Annotated in this window: 22 protein-coding genes; 7 read left to right on the plus strand and 15 right to left on the minus strand. The window is 30.5% G+C overall.

Annotation, left to right across the window (positions count from 1 at the left end; translation table 11 throughout):
• The coding region (gene aat / locus JJE11_RS01000) for a leucyl/phenylalanyl-tRNA--protein transferase (protein ID WP_291632382.1) at positions 1-606 on the plus strand (606 nt) is incomplete at its 5' end.
• Positions 607-681: 75 nt separating this feature from the next.
• Here aat and gpmA read toward each other — a convergent pair.
• The 8 genes from gpmA to JJE11_RS01040 all read right to left on the minus strand — a co-directional run bounded on the left by gpmA (position 682) and on the right by JJE11_RS01040 (position 8418).
• Positions 682-1437: a 2,3-diphosphoglycerate-dependent phosphoglycerate mutase gene (gpmA, locus tag JJE11_RS01005; RefSeq protein ID WP_291632383.1), complete on the minus strand. Its 756-nt coding sequence runs from the start codon at positions 1435-1437 to the stop codon at positions 682-684.
• Positions 1438-1527: 90 nt separating this feature from the next.
• Entirely contained in the window at positions 1528-2541 is a 1014-nt protein-coding gene (gene splB / locus JJE11_RS01010; RefSeq protein ID WP_291632384.1) for a spore photoproduct lyase, read from the minus strand.
• Between the two features lie 65 nt (positions 2542-2606).
• Positions 2607-2840, minus strand: a complete 234-nt coding sequence (locus JJE11_RS01015) for a hypothetical protein (RefSeq protein WP_291632385.1) — start codon at positions 2838-2840, stop codon at positions 2607-2609.
• Between the two features lie 126 nt (positions 2841-2966).
• On the minus strand, positions 2967-3458 hold the full coding sequence (locus JJE11_RS01020; RefSeq protein ID WP_291632386.1) for an LURP-one-related family protein: 492 nt from the start codon (positions 3456-3458) through the stop codon (positions 2967-2969).
• Between the two features lie 67 nt (positions 3459-3525).
• Positions 3526-5259, minus strand: coding sequence for a DUF4153 domain-containing protein (locus JJE11_RS01025; protein WP_291632387.1), 1734 nt, complete (start codon positions 5257-5259; stop codon positions 3526-3528).
• Positions 5259-6053 carry a RelA/SpoT domain-containing protein gene (locus tag JJE11_RS01030; protein ID WP_291632388.1) on the minus strand — a complete coding sequence of 265 codons (795 nt, stop codon included), beginning with the start codon at positions 6051-6053 and terminating at the stop codon, positions 5259-5261. Before JJE11_RS01030 ends, JJE11_RS01025 begins: the two co-directional genes overlap by 1 nt.
• Before the next feature lie 221 nt (positions 6054-6274).
• A complete protein-coding gene (locus JJE11_RS01035) occupies positions 6275-7135 on the minus strand; it encodes a putative RNA methyltransferase (RefSeq protein ID WP_291632389.1) in 861 nt (286 codons plus the stop codon).
• A gap of 242 nt (positions 7136-7377) precedes the next feature.
• Positions 7378-8418 carry an AI-2E family transporter gene (locus JJE11_RS01040; protein ID WP_291632390.1) on the minus strand — a complete coding sequence of 347 codons (1041 nt, stop codon included), beginning with the start codon at positions 8416-8418 and terminating at the stop codon, positions 7378-7380.
• 288 nt (positions 8419-8706) lie between these two features.
• Between JJE11_RS01040 and JJE11_RS01045 the strand changes: the two genes are divergently transcribed.
• On the plus strand, positions 8707-8967 hold the full coding sequence (locus tag JJE11_RS01045; RefSeq protein ID WP_291632391.1) for a glutaredoxin domain-containing protein: 261 nt from the start codon (positions 8707-8709) through the stop codon (positions 8965-8967).
• A 186-nt stretch (positions 8968-9153) separates the two neighbouring features.
• On the opposite strand, the gene JJE11_RS01050 is transcribed toward JJE11_RS01045, so the two are convergent.
• Together JJE11_RS01050 and JJE11_RS01055 are read right to left on the minus strand one after the other, a co-directional pair.
• Positions 9154-9861 carry a hypothetical protein gene (locus JJE11_RS01050; RefSeq protein ID WP_291632392.1) on the minus strand — a complete coding sequence of 236 codons (708 nt, stop codon included), beginning with the start codon at positions 9859-9861 and terminating at the stop codon, positions 9154-9156.
• A 284-nt stretch (positions 9862-10145) separates the two neighbouring features.
• Positions 10146-11420, minus strand: coding sequence for a DEAD/DEAH box helicase (locus JJE11_RS01055; RefSeq protein WP_291632393.1), 1275 nt, complete (start codon positions 11418-11420; stop codon positions 10146-10148).
• Positions 11421-11905: 485 nt separating this feature from the next.
• On the opposite strand from JJE11_RS01055, the gene JJE11_RS01060 reads away from it, so the two are divergent.
• From JJE11_RS01060 to JJE11_RS01070, 3 genes are all read left to right on the plus strand, one after another.
• Complete coding sequence (locus tag JJE11_RS01060) at positions 11906-12775, plus strand: SDR family oxidoreductase (protein WP_291632394.1); 870 nt, start codon at positions 11906-11908, stop codon at positions 12773-12775.
• Positions 12776-13225: 450 nt separating this feature from the next.
• Positions 13226-14074, plus strand: coding sequence for a M15 family metallopeptidase (locus tag JJE11_RS01065; protein ID WP_291632409.1), 849 nt, complete (start codon positions 13226-13228; stop codon positions 14072-14074).
• Between the two features lie 4 nt (positions 14075-14078).
• Positions 14079-15194, plus strand: a complete 1116-nt coding sequence (locus JJE11_RS01070; protein ID WP_291632395.1) for an amidase domain-containing protein — start codon at positions 14079-14081, stop codon at positions 15192-15194.
• A gap of 94 nt (positions 15195-15288) precedes the next feature.
• Here the strand turns inward: JJE11_RS01070 and JJE11_RS01075 are convergent, their stop codons facing one another.
• Entirely contained in the window at positions 15289-16953 is a 1665-nt protein-coding gene (locus tag JJE11_RS01075) for a ribonuclease J (RefSeq protein ID WP_291632396.1), read from the minus strand.
• A 274-nt stretch (positions 16954-17227) separates the two neighbouring features.
• Between JJE11_RS01075 and JJE11_RS01080 the strand changes: the two genes are divergently transcribed.
• Entirely contained in the window at positions 17228-17527 is a 300-nt protein-coding gene (locus JJE11_RS01080) for a hypothetical protein (protein WP_291632397.1), read from the plus strand.
• A 251-nt stretch (positions 17528-17778) separates the two neighbouring features.
• Positions 17779-18216 carry an Rrf2 family transcriptional regulator gene (locus JJE11_RS01085; RefSeq protein ID WP_291632398.1) on the plus strand — a complete coding sequence of 146 codons (438 nt, stop codon included), beginning with the start codon at positions 17779-17781 and terminating at the stop codon, positions 18214-18216.
• Positions 18217-18271: 55 nt separating this feature from the next.
• On the opposite strand, the gene JJE11_RS01090 is transcribed toward JJE11_RS01085, so the two are convergent.
• The 4 genes from JJE11_RS01090 to JJE11_RS01105 form a co-directional block, all read right to left on the minus strand.
• A complete protein-coding gene (locus tag JJE11_RS01090; protein WP_291632399.1) occupies positions 18272-18427 on the minus strand; it encodes a hypothetical protein in 156 nt (51 codons plus the stop codon).
• 293 nt (positions 18428-18720) lie between these two features.
• Positions 18721-19461 (minus strand): YebC/PmpR family DNA-binding transcriptional regulator, encoded by a 741-nt coding sequence (locus JJE11_RS01095; protein WP_291632400.1) that lies wholly within the window; start codon positions 19459-19461, stop codon positions 18721-18723.
• Between the two features lie 196 nt (positions 19462-19657).
• Complete coding sequence (locus JJE11_RS01100; protein WP_291632401.1) at positions 19658-20299, minus strand: YigZ family protein; 642 nt, start codon at positions 20297-20299, stop codon at positions 19658-19660.
• Positions 20300-20364: 65 nt separating this feature from the next.
• On the minus strand, positions 20365-21024 hold the full coding sequence (locus JJE11_RS01105; protein ID WP_291632402.1) for a HEAT repeat domain-containing protein: 660 nt from the start codon (positions 21022-21024) through the stop codon (positions 20365-20367).
• Between the last annotated feature and the right edge of the window lie 6 nt (positions 21025-21030).

Genomic DNA, 21030 nt, shown 5'->3' on the forward strand with positions numbered 1-21030 from the left:
GGACTTTTAGCCATAGAGGGAGACCTCTCACCAGAGAGATTATTTCTTGCCTATTCAAATGGAATATTTCCATGGTTTTCAGACGGTGAACCTATACTTTGGTGGTCACCTGATCCAAGATTCGTTGTTTACCCAAGTGATGTTAAAATTTCTCACTCTATGAAAAAAGTGTTTAAAAAAAATACATATAGAATTTCCTTTGATACTTGCTTCAGAGACGTTATATCTAATTGTTCTAATGTGAGGAAAGAAACCGGAACATGGATTACAAATGAAATGATTGAAGCTTACTGCTCCCTTCACGAAGTCGGATATGCTCATTCTGTGGAAACCTGGTATGAAGATAGATTAGTTGGTGGATTATACGGTGTGAGTATAGGAAAATGTTTTTTTGGTGAATCAATGTTTTCAACTATGGATAATGCCTCTAAGGTAGCCTTTATTACTCTTAGTAAAGTATTAGAAGAAAAGAGGTTTACTATTATTGACTGTCAGGTTCATACAACCCATCTGGAAAGTTTAGGCGCAGTTTATATGTCTAGAGATAATTTTTTAGAAATTGTGGAAAAAGGCACTTCAATGGCTCCTTTGAAATTGAGCTTTTAAATTATAAAATACAAAAACAGATTAGCACAAAGTCTTAAACCTCTATGTTGATCTGTTTGTATGTGTCTTGCTTTTTTATCTTTTAAGATACCAATCGTCTTTAATATTTGCGTTTATTTTGTCCTTAGGTATATCACCATTATGATCAAGATAATAATGTGTTATCGGTTTTAGATTATCATCTAGTTCATACACCAAAGGTATGCCAGTAGGTATATTGAGGTCTATTATTCCATTATCAGGTATATTGTCTAAGTATTTGACCAATGCCCTTATAGTATTTCCATGCGCTGAAATTATAATTTTCTTGCCCGACTTTATATTTGGTGCGATATAACTAAACCAATACTTTAAAACTCTCTCCTGCGTATCAATTAAATTTTCAGTTAATGGAATTTCACTTTCTTTTAAGTTTCTATATTTAATTTCATTTCCTGCATATCCACTATCACTGATATCCATTTTAGGTGGCTTAGTTTTTACAGATCTTCTCCACATATATACCTGATCCTTACCATATTTTTCTATTGTTTTATCTTTGCTTAACCCCTGTAACGCTCCATAGTGTCTTTCATTTAATCTCCATGATTTATTCACAGGAATCCACATTAAATCTAGTTCATCTAGTACAATCCAAAGTGTTTTTATTGCTCTTTTTAAATATGATGTGAAAGCTAAATCGAAGGTATATCCATTGTCTTTAAGTATTTCACCTGCTCTTCTTGCTTCCGTAAGTCCTATTTCTGAAAGTTCTACATCCGTCCAACCTGTAAATCTATTTTCCTCATTCCATAGACTTTTGCCATGTCTAATAAGTACTATTTTATTCATATTATTCCTTCCCTCAAATAATAAAATTATTAACTGTTTAAATATTCTCATAAACTACATACTAGTGATTTCTCTCTTGCAAAAAAAATATTAAGTAAAATACTCAATTACAGCATTGTCAAAGTTACTATTTATCAGTTCTGAAATATAATTTTTAATCCCCTCACTATCTGGTTTCTTATAGACATACTTGAATTTGCCATAAGGTCCCCATTTTAATTGTCTTTTTTCTTCATCCAGATCAAGTTTAGTATTTCTGAATCTTTGAACTATAAGTTCCTTTGCTGCTTTAGTAAATCTATGTTGAATAAGTTCAAAGCTTACTTCCTCATTATAGTCCTCTAGTGCTATTTTTAAAGTCTCAAATAGCTCCTTATATTCCTCCTTCCAATTATCATATATCATAATAGGCGCAATTATGAATCCTATTGGATATCCAGCACAAGCGATTTTTTTAACAGCGTCTATTCTTTCATGAAAACTTGAGGTATTATGTTCAAAGTTATTTATTACGTAACGAGAATTCAAAGTAAATCTAAACTTTGTATGCTTATTATGTTTTAGTTTTAAAAAATAATCAACATCATCAAATTTAGTTACAAGCCTCAATCTACCCTTAGAACTTTCACCAAAAAACTCTATGCACTTTTTTAAGTTTCCACTTAGGTGTTCAAGAGCAATGGGATCCGTTATACTCGCACATTCAAAAGTAGTAATCCTTTGCAAGTTACTATCTATATAATTTTGAATAACCGCCAAAATCTCTTCAATATTTAGGAAAACTTTCATGAAAGGTTTTTCACCTTGAGTAGTCTGAAGATAACAATATTCACAATTAGCAGGGCAGGAACTTGATAGTGAAAATTGATAATCTGCAGATGGCTTGCAACTTACCAATTTCTTTTGAGCGTTTATTGTAAATAGAACAGTCTTTTTAGCCATTGCATAATTTTTTTCAGGAGATCCACAATCTATTACCACTTTTTTAGAATTAACTATAGGTATTTTTAAGTTTTCTAAATATACTATGATTTTTCTTGAAACTTCATATTTCAAAACTTTAGGGTCTATATATGCTATTTCCGGTATAAATAACTCCATCATTCTCACCTCTTAGGTAGTGTTTTAATAAATAAAGTAATTTATACATATTAGCTCATTTATAATTATTATCTAGTATTATATTTATTAATTACCTTGTTTTTTAATTTTTTACCCAGAGTTTCCGCAATAAATCTATCAATTATTTCTTCCTTGGTAGCTTTCCCCCCTATAAATATATTAAATTTCTTACAAAGCTTGCCTAGATCACCTTTACTTATATCACAAGTGTTAATAAAGCTTTTAGCAGTTTTAATACTTGTCATAACTATTATACGTTTATACATTTCATCATTTGTCATGGATACACCTCTAATCTCTTATTTATAAATACATTATAACATCTTAAATAACCTCACTAAATCATTTGTTCTGAATTAACAAGAATACATTGAACAATTTTTAAGAAAAATTATTATCAATCATATTTACCCATTGCTTCCTTTTTTATTATCATGCAATACTTGATCAATAACAATCACCATTGCCAATATAAATGCATAATTTTCTTGTTCATTGATATTAATTTCATAAGTATCCCCCCAAGAAACCCATTTTTTATTTATTTCTGCAACTATACTACCATTTTTTGTTATTGAAAAATCATGTGCAAAAAAATCTCCTTCAATCTCGTAGTTACCCATATTGCTATCAATATCGAACCTATTGCTAAATAACGTAAATTCTTTTTTCACACTTGCAGCATAGTTTCCTGTTAAATATATATTGTATTCTGGAAGTAGCTTAAACAACTTCTGCTCGATATACACTATCTCATTGTTATCCATGTCATAAATTCTAAGCTTATTTCCTATAGAAAAAATCTTTCCCATTACATTGAATACATCCTTACCTGACACATCCTTAATGTTAAAATTGTCACCTATTGAGAATACCTTTTCTCGAATATAAAACTTCATACAAAATCCCCCCCTAAAAATTAGTGCCAATATATTTTATTTATAATCCGTGAATATAGTACATTATTTATTTTACTTTCACAAGGACATAAAATTGAAAATTATTTGATCCTGTTTTACCGTTTGAATTATCCATGCTTCCTGATAGATTAGAGAATTGAATTTTAATTTTCACTTTATCATTCTCATCAACAAACGACATTTCCTCTGAAGAAATATTTTGCTGATTTTGGTTAACACCATATTTGTCAATGAGTTTATTTGCGAAAGCCTGTAAATCTTTTTTATAGATATTATTTCCATCTTGAGTTATATTTAATGTGCTTAATTCATAATCAAAATCTATGCTAAATATTGTGTTATTTGAATTTAAAGGTCCATTATCCACTGAATTAAACAAATAGTCATATCCTTTTATATCTATTGTTCTTAATACATTTGATGAATTAAAGGAGAAATATTCATTGGTATCTCCTGTATATTTCACTCCTAAAATACTCTCTAAACCACTGATTGTAAAGTCTTGTGGCAGTTTTTCAACATCTTTTAGACTGTGCTTACTATCAAAGTAATTAAGTATACTAGATATCTGCCTTGCATCCTCGCCCGTTACCTCAGTACTTGCTTTAATTACTTTATTGTCACTAATCATATTATTTCTAACAAATATATTATTCAACCTCTTATTTTGGCTATATTTTGAAACTGAATAGCTACTAAAAGGCCCAAATACAGATATGAAAGTTATTGCCGCAAGTGATATTGGAAGTATTATATTTCTTAGTTTCTTTGCACTCGCGAAGTAAATCATAATTACAAATACCCATATACCAAGTGCTACAACAAAATATCTATTTTCAGTTACCCCATATGCTCTAATTCTTATCCCTATAGAAATGAACATCATGGCTATTAGAGGAAGAATTACCTTTGGAAAATATTTCATATATCTCTTTGTCCAGGCCTTTTCATTTAGTAATGGTGTTATAAAAAATAACACACATGCACTTAGTGCAGAATACCAAATTACGAGATTGGATACAAGACCCTCCGGCCACTGACGCGTTATAATTATCTTTGCAAAATATATATATAGTATTATTGTATATATTGAAATAAGTGGCATGATTATATACAACACAAGTACATTAAGAAGGCGCGAATAATCGTTTAAAGATAATGTTTCATTTTTAGCTTTAACTCCTGCGAGAAAAAATGACGGTGCGAATATACCTGCAACAATAAGCCAAGTGTAATAGTAGAGCTCACTTCTAATATTAATTCCTAGAAGCTTATCGATTGTAAAAAGAATTGCCGCTAGTCCAAGATATAAAACAAGTGAGTATAAAACTGTGGTGAAAAATCTAGTAAAAACCTTTATAACATAAAACTCAAAGTCATCACGATTTGGCAAATATGATATGAATAGAAAAACTAAATAAAGAATAAGACTAAGCCCAACATATCTTGACATTGAAACCATTTTTATATCCATTAGGAAGAAGTAAAAATAAAGAATTAGTAATACAGCCCCTATTAAATAAGACGCATATACGGATACCTTCTTGTAATCCTCTGCTCTTTCAAAAAAAAGGTTAATGCACAATGAAAGAGGAACCCCAAGAGCAATTACCATAGCAACCCTAACTAGGCTTTCTATAAAATCACCATTAACACCGGGTGTTATTTCTGATATATAGATGAGAATTACAACACAGGCCGTTGAAATAACTATAGTTTGCGGAAATCTTTTAAGACTATCTTTAATTCCTTTTAACATTCCTTTGAATAATTCCCTCATTATAAACCTCCACCTTTCAATTCTGCTATTTCCTTATCCTTTATCTCTATTATCTTTTCATACTTTGATTCCATTTCAGTTAAATTTCTATTCAGCAAATTTATTAAAGAAGCCATTTCATCTGCACTACCTGCTATACGATTAAATAGTAAAAGATTTGAAGCTAACACTTCTGGAATTTCACTATGAGAATATCTTAGCTGATGGTCAATTTCGCCGTACCCTTCTTCAAATATTGTTCTCACCTGAATCTCTGCTATGACCTTTTGACTTGTTGGAAAAAATTCTATCAAATAGTGTACTGATCGATATCCAGATTTCCTAGAATGGATTTGAATATTCAGTTCATCAAACCTTCTAGTATCATCACCTTCTCGTACGTTTGCAGTTATTTCAATTACTTTCCACGTACTACAAATAAAGTTATGTATATCTTCCCAATCTTCTTTAAAAATATGTATTGCTCTAACTCCTATTAAGTCATTAATTTCATCTTTATAGTTTTCAATGGAAAACTGAAATTCTGAGCCATACTTCTCTTTTCGTCCAGGTGTCTTTCTAATTATCTTTTCTATTAACCGATCTGTCTCTTTAACTCTAGATTTTACTGAATGTATTTTACTATGTGTCCTAAGAGTATCCGCTATAAATCCAGCCTGACTTTCATAACTGCTTCTATAACTGTTAAAATCCAGATATATTTCATTTAATACCACCCAGTCTATTTCATTATTAACAATATCATCTTCTGTAATATTGTTTTTCTTTAAGAAGTTTTCTTTTTTTAGATTCATATTTCCTCCTAATAATATAATATGCTACCCAATTTCAGTATATTAGGGGCATGAAAATAAATAATAAGTCAAAGATGCGACGGATATTTCGCGAAAGACTAGGAGGCAGGTTCTGTTGATAGTTATACTATCAGCAGATGCTGCAGACGAAGTATTTCGTGAAATAGACTAGCCTAGAATAGGCTCGTATACTGGCTTATTATTTACTTGAATGTCCCTTGTCAACACTTTTCATAGATACTTATATTAAAATGGAGCTGGGTAGAAAGTTCAGAAGTGTCATTTGCTTTTTCTCTCATACAATTGTCAAAAGTCCAATAATAAGGAGTCATTGCAATAAGATTCTTTACACTTTCGCTATCTTCCACATGAATATTGTACTTAACTTCTGTACTCTTAGTTAACTTAAATCCATTAAAATTCATTTCTTTCTCCTCATGTTTTCTAGGGTTTACATATAGGAGTTCTTTTAACCCATATAAATGCTGAACTCCTGGTGTTACAACAACTAGCTTACCATTATCTTTTAGAACTCTCATAAGTTCAGCCTCATCAGAAGGTGCAAAATTTCTGATGATAATATCTATAGTGTTTGGCATTATTGGTATGTTAAAATTACTACCTACTATAAAGTTTATTTCCTTATCTCTCTTAACTGCATGCGTAACTGCAGCTTTTGAAATATCCACACCAAAATAATCAAATTTACTATTTAAAGTAGCATTAGATTGTTTTATATGTATGGATTCCTTAAGCCTTGCTAAAAAATAGCCTTCTCCACAACCAGCGTCAAGTATATTTACATTATTTCCACCTATACTTGATATTATTACCTCATTCAATGTTTCAGAAAAAATTCTATAATACCCCTTATTTAAAAAATTTCTTCGCCCTTCCATCATTTCTTTACTGTCCCCAGGATCTTTTGTTTTCTTTTGATTAGCAAGCAGAAGATTAATATATCCTTTACTAGCAATATCATAACTGTGATTATTCAAACATACATATTGTTTTTCTATTTTTTTTAAACTTAAATTACATACAGGACATTTTAATATAGATTCCATATCTTCTATTGTCACAAAATCACTGCCTTCCTTAAAAATCCACTAAAGTGGATTTTATATTTGTAATTAGTAATTAATTTATATACTAACTCATTATAACAAATAAAGTATACTTTACTTGTAACATGAGGCATGAAATTACTTCTTCTTTATCATTTACATAAATATATCATATAATTAAATATTTATAAATTCCTATGCAATAAAAAAACTAGCCCAAAAGCCAGTTTTTTTTATTTTACGATATAATTTTATCTTTAAGTTTCTTTAATTTTGTTGTAGTTTTTTTTGCCCAAATCCACTCCAATTAAATCTAAGATAAATATAAATATCGGTATTCCAAGGAGTAGACCCCAAATCCCCATAAAATGTTCTGAAACTATTAATGTTACAAAAGTAAAAAATATTGGAATATTTGTGTTATCAGACATCAGTTTTGGATTTAAAATATAACTTTCAACAGCATGAATTATAAAAATCATAATTAGCACAAAAACTACTTTAATTAATCCACCTATTTTAAAAGCAATTAAACATAGAGGGATTAGTGAAATAAACACTCCTGCTACAGGAATAAGACTTAAAATAAAAATCATAAATGCAAGAGCTAATAATTGAGGGAAGCCCATTATGGCGAGTCCTATAACTGATAATACCGTGTTTGCTATCGCTATCATTATTTGAGCCTGTATTACTTTGCCAAAAGAATTTAAAAAGTTATTACCAAAATAGCTAAAATAATTATATGCTACTGATACTTTACTATATTTAAGCTTATATACAAATCTCAAAATAGTGTCTTTTTCTAATATGAATACTAAACTTAGTAAAAGTGCCATAAAGAAATTCAAACTCCATTTCCAAAAATTAGTTACAAAAAGCATAGTACTTTGAACACCTGTTTTAGCGTAATTTTCTAAGTCAATTTGATCTAATATTGGTGCTAAATATAACATAACTCCACTAGTATCCTTCGGAAATTTAATATACTCGATTTTATCCAAAATAAGAATACTTTCAGAAATAGCAATTGGTATATATTTAACTAGAAGAATAACTATACTCATTGTCATAAACAAATATATAATTATAATAATAAGGATTGGATTTACTTTTATAACTTTATTAATTTGCCTAAACAGTAAATTCTGTAAACTATTTGCTAAATAAGTAATCATAAAAGTTAATAATATCAAATTAAATATGGATCTAATTAAATAAGCGAATAATATTAATGTTAGCAAAAGTATTATTCTTATTACTAAATCTCTCTGAAACAACGATTTCAATGTTTGCATTTATGTTGCTCCTTCATATCTTTTATTAGTTAATTTAAACAACTATATTAAATCATTTTTCGACTATTTCATTATATCAAATTATTTTACTTAATTCTATTAATTACTATCTATATTTTTAGTTTTCAAAAAATTTAAAATTCATTTTACATTTTCCTTAAGTGTAAAAATTATTTTAAGTTTAAAATATATTAATTTGCTTTAACCCATTAAAAATAAGAAAAATAGTGTATACTGTCTGTATAACTAATAATATATATTAATTAGAAAGTTTGGTGACTATAATAAATGAAACCTGTAATTATGTTTGTAACTGAATGGTGTCCATATTGTAAGAAAGCACTTGCTTGGATGGACGATTTGAAAAATCAAAATCCAGAATATGCTAATATTGAAGTAATAATAATTGATGAAGAACTTCAACCTAATATAGCAAAACAATATACTTACTATTATGTTCCTACCTATTATGTAGATGGTGTTAAAGTTCATGAAGGCGTTGCATCAAAGGATATTGTTAGTAAAGTATTTAAAATGGCATTGGAATAAATAAGAAAAAGTATATATTACGCGTATTGCAATACGACTAATGCATTATACGTAATATATACTTTTTTTATGTATAAAAACATTTGTTATAAAACACCACCTTAAAAACTACCTGTATTGTTATGATGCTCTCCAATCTCTAAAAAGTTATTCACATTGTTTATCTCAAGCTGTTTTTTATTTGGTTTAACTTTTCATATCATTAAGCTTTTGACCAAAATTTTTAACCATTTCTTTATAATCTGTTAAACTCTGAAGATTCCTACTAAAAAAATCAATATTTCTCTCCATATTTATAATACTTTTTCTCTTTTCTGCTAAAGCTATTTTATCTATAATTATTTTTCTATTATATCTATCTATACTATTACTAAAATTTTCTTTTTCTCCCCTTATTTTTTCTTTTCTTTTATTACACTCATTAATTTTAGTTTTTACACTTAATTCATTATAATATTTCAAAAAAACTTTCCTATAGCTTCTATAAAGTACTTTCTTAATAAATTTAAATTTTTCTCTTCTAAGAAAAATGCGAAGATTTTGATTTAATTCTTTACTTTGTTGTTTCTCTTGTAAAAGCTTGTCTTCTAATATATTTATATGGGATTTAATCACCTTAGTCTCCTTCTTGTTATCTTTAATTCTATCTTTTAATTCAATTTGTTTTCTTTGGCAGTCTTTTATTTTAGATTTATTTGTATTTATATTTTTTATAAGCTTTTTTTCATTCCAATCTATGGTCTTATCACAAACATTGGGTATCTTTAAAATATTACATATATCCATTCTAGATTTAGTCAAAGCTTCAACTGCTTCTTTCATTCCGTCTAAAATAGAACCACTTAAATCAAATTCTCTTATAATAGAATTATATATTTCATTATCTTCTAACATGTGTCACCGCCTATTTTCCTTATTTAATTCAATAAATCTTAATCATTCACTTTATATTTCATGTATACATTTTTAATCATGGGATATACTATTATTGTAGTCAACTAGCAAACATTAAACTTATAGTAGGGAGATGTTAGTTATGTTAATAAATAAATTATTTAGGTTTTTAAGCGTAGGCAGTATTGCCAGGGCTAAGAACGGAGATTACTAAGAAAATCCATATGTAAATATGGATTAGTAAAGCCAATGATTATTCTTAATAATCATTGGCTTTATGCATTTTATCTTGTTGCTCTAGTATTCTTAGATTGTTGCCTTCCAGCCTGATTCCTTCCTGTTCTCCTAGCATTCCCGTTTGAAAAAGACTTGCCAGTTGAGACTTTCTTTGAGTTATCCTTATTGACTACTACTGGTATATTACTTGCAGGATAAGGATGATCCTCTATCACTGGTATTGATTTTGATATAACCTTCTCAATATCCTTAAGAAAGGGTTTTTCTTCCACATCGCAAAACGAAAGTGCAACTCCGCCAAGTCCAGCTCTCCCAGTTCTTCCTATCCTATGAACATAAGTTTCTGGTATGTTGGGTAAATCAAAATTTATTACATGAGATAACTCATCAACATCGATACCACGTGCAGCGATATCAGTTGCTACTAGCACTCTTGTAATGCCAGACTTAAAATTATTTAAAGCAAGTTGTCTAGCACTCTGAGATTTATTTCCGTGAATAGCTTGAGCCTCTATCCCTGAATTATTAAGGTCCTTAGTAATTTTATTTGCACCATGCTTTGTTCTTGAGAATACCAAAGCAGATAATATAGACTTATCTTTGAGCAAATGAATGAGTAATGGTTTTTTATCTTTTTTGTCGACAAAATATACTGATTGATCAATAATTTCAAGAGTAGAAGAAACAGGTGTCACTGCCACCTTTACAGGGTTTGTAAGAATAGAATCCACAAGCTTTAATATTTCATTTGGCATAGTTGCTGAAAATAGCATAGTTTGTCTTATTTTAGGTAATTGTGCTATAACTCTTTTTACGTCACGCAAGAATCCCATATCAAGCATACGGTCTGCCTCATCAAGTACAAACATTTCCACATGGTGTATGTTAATGTATTTCTGTTGCATTAAGTCAAGCAGTCTACCAGTAGTTGCAATTAAAATATCTACTCCGCCCTTTAAAGCATCAGTCTGATTCTTTTGTGATACGCCTCCAAATATAACTGCACTAGTAAGATTCATGTGTTTACCATAGGCTGTAAAGCTTTCTCCAATTTGAATTGCAAGTTCGCGAGTTGGTGCGAGTATTAGAGCCTTTATATTTTTAGGTCCTTTTATAACCTTTTGCTTTCCACAAAGAATTTGAAGTATAGGAATAGCAAAAGCTGCAGTCTTTCCAGTTCCTGTCTGTGCACATCCTAAAAAGTCTTTGCCTTCTAATATAGTAGGAATTGCAGCTTCCTGTATAGGTGTAGCTTCTACATATCCTTCAGTTATTAAAGCTTTTTTTATTGGCGTAATGAGATTTAAATTTTCGAATAACATTATTTTCTCCTTTGAAGTGGCTGTCTTGAACTTTAAATGTCGCTAATCACTGATATCCTGTTATGAATTTTCTTGAAAATTGGAAACAACAACTTTCGTGCATGATTATATTGCATCTAAGAAACCACCCTTTATTAATGATATGAGTCTATTTAGGCTGATTAATTTTCATTTTAACTTTGACTTTATAGGTCTTTATGTATAAATAAATATGTCTCACTATATCAACTTCAATCTTATAAACTAATTTAATTTAAACGTTCGTTACACTCATATTTTTTAATTATAACATATTTTGTGTATTGTTGCTATTCTTCTAATTATAACTATCAACAGAACCTGCCTCATGGTCTTTAGGAAAAAATCCTTCACATTTTTGACTTATTATTTATTTTCATGCACCTAAGTGAATATAAATGCCGATTTACCATAAACTATGGCTACAAACTACAAAATATATTTTATTTAAAGAAGGAGACATTTTTATGAATGAAAACCTTAATTTCCCTATGAGCGTACCTGAACAAAAACAAGATAAGCAACCAGGTTTTGAATCGCTTATGAACCCTAGACCTATTTTTGAAAACCCCAATTGCGTAGGCTCTGGCAAATTAATGAATAAAGTTGCTTTGATTACTGGTGGTGATAGCGGCATTGGCAAAGCAGTTGCAATCGCGTATGCAAGAGAAGGCGCTGATATATCAATAATATATCTTGATGAGCATGAAGATGCAGAGGAGACAAAAAAACTTATTGAAGCGAAGGGCAGAAAGTGTATTTTAATTTTTGGAGATATAGGAGATGATGCTTTCTGCAATGCTGCTGTAAACAAAACAATATCCGAATTCAGTAAGATAGATATTGTTGTGAACAATGCAGCTGAGCAACATCCTCAAAATAGCATTGAAGATATCACACCACAGCAACTAGAGAAAACATTTAAAACCAACATTTTCTCCATGTTTTATATGGTAAAAGCTGCATTACCCCATTTAAAAGAAGGATCTACAATTATAAATACGTCTTCAGTTACAGCCTATGAAGGCCATAAGACTTTAATTGATTACTCCTCAACTAAGGGAGCAATCGTTACCTTCACTCGCTCTCTAGCGCTCTCCCTTGCAAGTAGAAAAATCCGAGTTAATGCAGTTGCTCCAGGTCCTATATGGACACCTCTTATACCATCTTCCTTCAGTGCGAGTGAGGTCGGTAAATTCGGGATCAAAACTCCTATGGGAAGGCCAGGTCAACCTGTGGAACTTTCTGAAACTTATGTGTTTTTAGCGTCAGAAGGTGCATCATATATAAGCGGAGAAACTATTCATGTCAATGGTGGTGTGGTTATAAATGGGTAACATCAAGTTCCACCTAGTGTAAGCTACCACCTACTAGAAGTAATATATTTTTATTATTCTAGCCACTCGCATTATTAATAAAGAATGTGACTTAATATAAAACAAATAAATAGGTATCAAATTTATGGTGCTTATTTTTTTGCTTTATAGTGCTATTATTTCTACTTTAATAAGTTTATATTTTTTTAAAAAAATTATGATTTGTTTTTGCTTAATGGGAATATCTTCACTAAATTTGTTATTATATCCACACATATAATAATAGTTCATAGGAAATTATATATATTAAAGTATTATTAAAAAGTGTTTACTTCTTATAACTTTATTAGTGTTAATTTTTTAAAAGAGGAGATTATTATCATGAGGAAATCGTTTTGTTTCATACTTCTTATTAGCTTACTTCACACTATAGGAAATATAACAATAGTTTCGGCTACAACTACTACTTATATGTCGGAAAACACAAGTATATATAATGTAACAATGAAGCAAGATCTATTATGCCTAATGATTGCGTATCCTGAATATATTGTAAATATTGAAGAAAATAATGGATATGTATATCTGGTAATGAAGTCTGGCAAAAAGCTGCTTTATGATGATAAAAAAGAAAAAAACTTTGCAGGAAAATTGGCAGGACCCGACCTTCAAGATACTTTAGATCAGATTTATCCCCTATCACCCGTTAAAAGTATTATGGAAGCAAATTTTGACCCTGGTCGCTTTAGGTCATATGGTTTATTATACGAAGTTTATGGAAAGTCAAAACAAACTATAGAATCCAAACTTACAAAAGTAAATGTAGGGTATAGCAATTACCAATTCAATAGCAATGGTAATGCAGCCCTTTCACTGAAAGCTGTCATGAAAGAGTTAATTCCTCTTTCACAAGGAAATCAGAATGTTAGAAGATGCCTTTTACCTTGTAGTGGTACTTTTAATTATCGCGTAATTTCAGGTACAAACAGATTAAGCCCTCACGCTTTTGGAATTGCTATTGATCTTGCTAGTGATAAAAGAGATTATTGGAAATGGGCATCTAAAGAAGCTGGTGGAAAAAGATTAGCTTCATATCCCAATGAGCTTGTAGAAATTTTTGAAAAAAATGGATTCGTATGGGGAGGTAAATGGTCACACTTTGATATTCTGCACTTTGAGTATAGACCTGAAATTATCTTAAAGGCGCGATATTTCACAAACAGTTTGAATTCAAAGAATCCCTGGTATGAAGGTGTACCAGTACAACAATTACCTATAAAAAATGCCATAGAAAAAATCAATAAAATAATAGGAGTATAATATTATGTATTTTTGTAAAATCAAAATATTACAATGGTCTAAAATTAGATTAATTATATTTATAATACTTCTTTTATCATTGCAGTTATACACTACTAGCTCTGCGATTCCAGTCACTGATGATTCAAAAAAAGAAGTTACAAGTTATATAGAACAAATCTTTCAAAGTAGAAACAAAGCTATCCTCAACGGTGATTTAGAATTAATACAATCACTTTATAATATGGATACAAAATATGGAACTTGGGCGTATGAATATGAAAAAAGAAAAATGGATTATATTAATAACTGGGCAGAAAAACAAGGAGTTAAGTTTACAAATATTACGCCTACTGTAATTGTAAAAAAAATCAAAGGTAGTGATGATACTTTTTCCATTTATTTATTGTGCTCAACAGAATATAAATATGTATATGAAGATCAGCCAGAATTAGAAAACACTTCTAGAATTGGAACCTATCACAACTTAAAGCTTATGAGGAAAGATGGTTCTTGGGTTATTTCTAAAGAATGGTATAAGGATCCTTTTGCAAATTCTTTAGATTTAGGCAATATTAAGGCTGATTCTATAAAAAAATATATTCTATCTCAAAATGCAAGAGACTTATCTACAATAGACAAGAGAAGAATCACTGCTATAGAATATGCTGATAAATATTGTGGCGCTGCAACTACCTCTGAATATAATTATAAGTATAACAAAAAGTATAGAGATTATAATCCTCAGGGTGGTGATTGTGCAAACTTTGCTTCGCAAATTCTTTTTGAAGGTGGGAAATTCAGAAAAAATTCTGCTTGGAACTATGACAAAAATGGAGCAACAAAATCTTGGCTTAATGCAGACGGCTTTAAAAACTATATGGTATATAGCGGTAGAGCATCAGTAATTGCCTCTGGTAGCTATGATAAAGTATATAAGGCTAGTTATAAACTATTGCCTGGAGATTTTGTTGCATATGAAAAGAAAAATGATATTACACATATTTCTGTTGTAACTGGAGCTGATTCAAGAGGATATTCCTTGGTTAGTTGTCATAATTCAGACAGAAATAAAGTACCTTGGGATCTTGGCTGGAGTGATAAAAATATTAAATTTTGGTTAGTTAGAGTTCATTATTAATAAAATCATTCCTATTCAACCACTGAAAAATATCAAGCAGTAAATATACACTCCCATTAACTTATGGGATGATGTATATTTACTGCTTAACTTTTTAAATTTCCATGATAATTGGAAGAATAATAGGTCTGCGCTTTGTTTTTTCATATAAATACCGCTCTGTAGATTTTTTTATATTAGATTTTAATACATACCATTCAATAATTTTATTGTCTAAGCACTTATTTAGTTCAAGTCTAACAATCTCTTTTACTTCATTGATTAGTGCATCAGATTCCTTTGCATATATAAATCCACGAGTTATTATATCTGGTCCTGCAATAATGCTATACGTTTCCCGTTCCAATGTAACAACTACCGTTAGCATGCCATCTTCTGCTGAGTGTTTTCTATCTCTAAGAACTATGCTTCCAACATCCCCCACACCAAGTCCATCTACATATACAGATCCAGTTTGCACCCTTCCTGCGACTCTAGCTTCCTCCTTTGTTAGTTCTAAAACCTGCCCCGTTTCTATAGTAAATATATCTTTCACCGGCATACCTAATTGTTGAGCCAATTTAGCGTGCTGCCTTAAATGCCTGTATTCACCATGCACTGGCATAAAATATTTAGGATGAACTAATGCATGTATTAATTTTAATTCTTCTTGATAGGCATGGCCGGATACATGCACTTCTTCTAAATCCTCATAGATTACCTCGGCGCCTTTTTTGAATAACTCATTTATTACCCTAGATATAAGCTTCTCATTACCTGGAATTGGAGACGCAGAAATAATATACAAGTCCTCTTGTTCAATTGTAATTTTTCTGTGAGTACCATATGCTATTCTGGCAAGGCCTGCCATAGGTTCTCCCTGACTCCCAGTAGTTATTATTGTAATGTTTTTACTTGCATAGTTTCGCATATCATCCATACCTATAATGTAACCTTCTGGTATATGGAGATAACCAAGGTCCATTGCTACTTGTGAGATATTCTCCATACTCCTTCCACTAAAAACAATCTTTCTACCATAAATTACAGAAGCATCTGCAATCTGTTGCATCCTATGAATGTTTGATGCAAATGTTGCTACAATAACTCTTCCCTCAGCATTAGAAAGTATTCTAGTTAGAGTTTTTCCTATAGTTTTTTCTGAAATTGTATGCCCCACACGTTCCACATTTGTGCTATCTGCCATAAGAAGAAGCACACCCTCTTTACCTAAATTTGAGATACGTTCTAAATCCATTACCAATCCATCAATTGGGGTATAATCGATTTTGAAATCACCAGTATGTAATATAACACCTTGAGGTGAATGTATTGCAATAGCACAGGAGTCTGCTATGCTGTGAGTGACTCTAATGAATTCAACTTTAAGATTTTGTAGTTCTATTATTTCTCCAGCATTTACATTGTGAAGTTCACAATCTGATAATATCTTGTGCTCTTTAAGTTTGTTTTCAAGTAATCCTAATGTTAGCTTAGTGCCATAAATAGGTACATTCAATTGTTTTAGAACATAGGGCAATGCTCCTATATGGTCCTCATGTCCATGAGTTAAAAAAATACCTTTTACCTTTTCTACATTATTTTTTAAATATGTTATATCTGGAATTACTAAATCTACACCATACATTTCCTCATCAGGAAAAGCTATTCCACAGTCTATAACAATGATTTCATCCGCATATTCAATAGCAGTTATATTCTTACCTATTTCTCCAAGGCCTCCTAAATGGATAACCTTTAAACTTTCCTCATTTTTCACTAAATACACTCCTTCATTTATATCAATTATATTATTAATTCCATTTTCTTTATTTTGCCTTGAATTATGAAATTAATACCTTTCTTATATAGATTCCGTATGGTTGTTATTGAATCTATCATATTCAATATAGATAAAGATTCACTTGAAAATTATATTTAACTACGAATAAGGCCAGTAAAAATATTTTGTAGAATACTAAATCAATTAATGAGTATCCTAATAGTATAAATAAAATCTTTAAAACAATAAACTATAAGGAGATAAAATTCATATGAAAACTGAACAACAAATTAAATCGGAAGTGTCTAGGCAGGTTATCGACAGTATGAAAACAACATTGAATGAAGAGCTAACTCAAGTAGAAAAAGATTTTGAAGAAACTTATAAAAGTAAGCTTGAACAAGAACTACAATATTCCTTAGAACTAGCAGAAACTGGTCTTCAAAGCAATTCAAGTAAAACCTTAAAAGTAGAGAATAAAAAACTAGTGCAACAATTAGATAATATACGAATTGAGAAAATGAAAGTTGAGAATAAATTAAAAACATTAAATGAGTTTGAAAATATATAGTTCCCTGTCATCATTTATATCTAATTGGGTAAAAGTCCATGAAAATAATGGGCTTTTATCCAATTATTTTTTATTCAATATTTTATATCAAAATCAAATAAAGCACACAATCTCTGCCTCATCACTTGCTATCTCTGTGGCCTAGTAAAGTTGACTTATTGTTTTCAATATAGTATCATTTATTTTAATGAATAAATATTACATTATGAGTTTTATGTATATTTTAGTATAGATAAGGAGAATTACTTACCATGAATATTTCTACTAAAGGAAGATACGGTTTAAGGGCAATGGTTGATATCGCTGTGCACTCATTGGGAAATTATATTCCCTTAAAGATTATTGCTGAGAGGCAATTAATTTCAGAGAATTATCTAGAACAAGTTTTCTCAGTACTTAGAAAGGCTAAGCTTGTAAAAAGTGCAAGAGGATCTCAGGGTGGCTATACACTATCAAGAGACGCCTCAAAAATCACTGTAGGAGAAGTTTTAAGAATTCTTGAAGGTGATTTAAGTATTGCGAGTGATGATGATGGACTTGATAAAACGATAAAAGTTTGTATAAACACCATGGTATGGCAAAATGTTAATGAACAAATTAATAAAGTTATGGATTCAGTTACACTACAGGATCTTGTAGAAAAGTATAAAAGTTTGAACTCAGAATATACCTTGGATTTTATAATATAAAGAATAATAAAAATAGCACTTAGATATTCTAAGTGCTATTTTTATTATTCTTTATTCATTTAGGGGCATGAAAATTAATAAATACCACTTCACTACATTTCTTACAAACTAATACCAATGTGTCATCTTCACAGCTTCTAAACTCAAAAGTTTCAATATTTTCATCACTTTTTATATCTTCTATATTCCCACATTTGCACATTAATTTCATTATAAATCCCCCATTCTGTCAACATCATCAATTTTAAAAGCCCACCTTTATTAAAACTAATATATATATACATTATATACTAATTTTGTAAAAATACAACGATTAAATAAAAAAGCCATTGTTGAATTTTACAATCTTTATATAATTAAAAACACCTTATTATATCGATTAATCATCAATATAATAAGGTGTTCAACTGATACATCCATAACATAAATACATTAACCTATTCGTATGCCATCATAGAACGATTTTGTTAAACGTTTACCATCATGTCATTACCTCTCAGCCCATTATCCCTCAAATTCCTCAGGATACTCTGCATTGTGATAAACATCCTGCACATCGTCATCGTCTTCAAGCATATCTATAAGTCTTTGTACCTTACCTGCACCTTCTAGACTAACAGGTATCATGTTATCAGGTATCATTGTAAACTCAGCAGAAACAAATTCAAATCCTGCTGTTTCGAGCACTTCTCTCACTGCTCCAAAGTTCTCTATATCTGTGATAATTTCAAACATTTCTGCTTCTGCATTGAAATCTTCTGCACCTGCTTCTAGAGCTAGCATCATAATTTCATCTTCATCCATAGCTTCAGTTCTTTCTATTATAAGTTGTCCTTTTTTAGCAAACATCCAGCCTACGCATCCTGCTGCTCCCATGTTTCCACCGTGTTTATCAAAAGCATGCCTTACAGTTGCTACACTTCTGTTTTTTTTGTCTGTTAGTGTATTGACTACCACAGCAACACCTTCTGCTGCATATCCTTCATAAACTATTTCTTCGTAGTTAATGTCATCAAGCTCCCCAGAACCTTTTTTTATTGCTCTAGTTATTGTGTCTGCAGGCATATTATTAGATTTAGCTTTTGCAACTACATCCCTAAGCTTAGCATTAATTTCTAAGCTAGCTCCACCAAACTTTGCTGCCATTATCAATTCTTTACCTATTTTTGTGAACACTTTACCTCTTTTAGAATCAACCTTACCTTTTCTAGCTTGAATGTTCTTCCATTTTGAATGTCCCGACATTTGAAATTCCCCCCAACAAACTATTTTTTATATTAAATATTCCTAAGCATGCCTAATAAATAGCAATACTTCTATGAATTAGTTATAAGTACATTACTTTGCTATTATATCATAGAAATAATACACTTTTCAAATAAAATCAGCAAAGTATTTATAATTTTCTTGCAATTGCTTTACTATAAATTTTAGCTCCGCATTACTCATACAATCTGTATTCTAATTTAAAGTACATTCTTGGATCTGCTTCTTCAAACATTGCTTTTCCTGAGGTTACTTCGGTTATTTGAGACTTTAATTTTTCTAGATTACTAAACTCACAAAGTATTTTAATTTTAACTTTATCTGTATACTCTATGTTCTCTATATGAGTGTTACCTTCGTTACATATATGTTGTAGCTTACCAAGTAGCTCATATTCAATTACTATTTCTAACAAAACACCTTTAACCTTTTCAACTACCCCTGCCTCTTTAATAGCTAGGGATGCACCTTTAGAATACGCTCTTGCAAGGCCTCCAGTGCCCAGAAGAATCCCTCCAAAATATCTGGTGACTACAACAACCACATCTGTAATTTCACTTTTCTTTAAAACCTCAAGCATTGGAATTCCGCCAGTCCCATGAGGTTCTCCATCGTCACTGTACCTTTGTATCATTCTATTTTCACCAATTAGATAAGCATAAACATTATGCCGAGCTTCTTTATGCTGACTTTTAATCTTTTGGATAAATTCTTTAGCTGCGTCTTCGGTTTCAACTCTTTTTCCATGCCCAATAAAAGTGGACTTTTTCTCCTTAAACTCAGCTTTTGACTCATCTTTTATTGTAAAATAACTCATTTTAATTCTCCCGTCTATCCTTAAATATTCTAGATTAGAATTCAAGGTGACCCTCTATCTTCTATCTATGATGGCTCCATCAGCAATAAAAACTGCTTCGTTGCATCTATTATGTATTTTTTGTCTGTGTTCTCACTTATATACTTTATTTTTGTAATAGCTTTTTCACTTTTTATTTTACCGAGTGATTTTATTGCATAACATATCACTTGTGGATTTTCGTCGGAAAGAGACCTAATTAATGCCACTTCTGCTCGCCTATCTCCTGTTTTACCCATAGCTGAAACTGCCATTCTCCGTATATTTATAGCTTTATTAACAGAAGCCTTAATTAAAATATCTAAGCACGATACGTCCTTTAATTCCCCTAAGATCCAAACTGCCGCCTCTTTGTCTTTAGGAAACATCTCTCCATAATTAGTTTTGATTAATCTAGCTAGGTTATTTTTATTATCTTCTCCAAGTGACCTCAAAAAATAAATCTTATCCTCTTTTCCTGCTTTAGAAATATTTTTAAAAAGTTCAGCCGTATCATTGCTTTGAACTAAAAATCTATGTTTTATTTTACCATCTATGATGTGTTTTTGTACGATGGCATTATCCAAATTTCTGATTTTGCATATGGCCTCCATAGTTTTGCCCTCTAAAAACAAGAAATAAGATATTTCCTCCTGTGAATATTCACTAATATGTTGCCAGTCAATGTCCATTAATCCCTTTTTCAAAGGCTT

Source organism: Clostridium sp. (assembly GCF_016650095.1).
GTDB lineage: Bacteria > Bacillota > Clostridia > Clostridiales > Clostridiaceae > Clostridium_AD.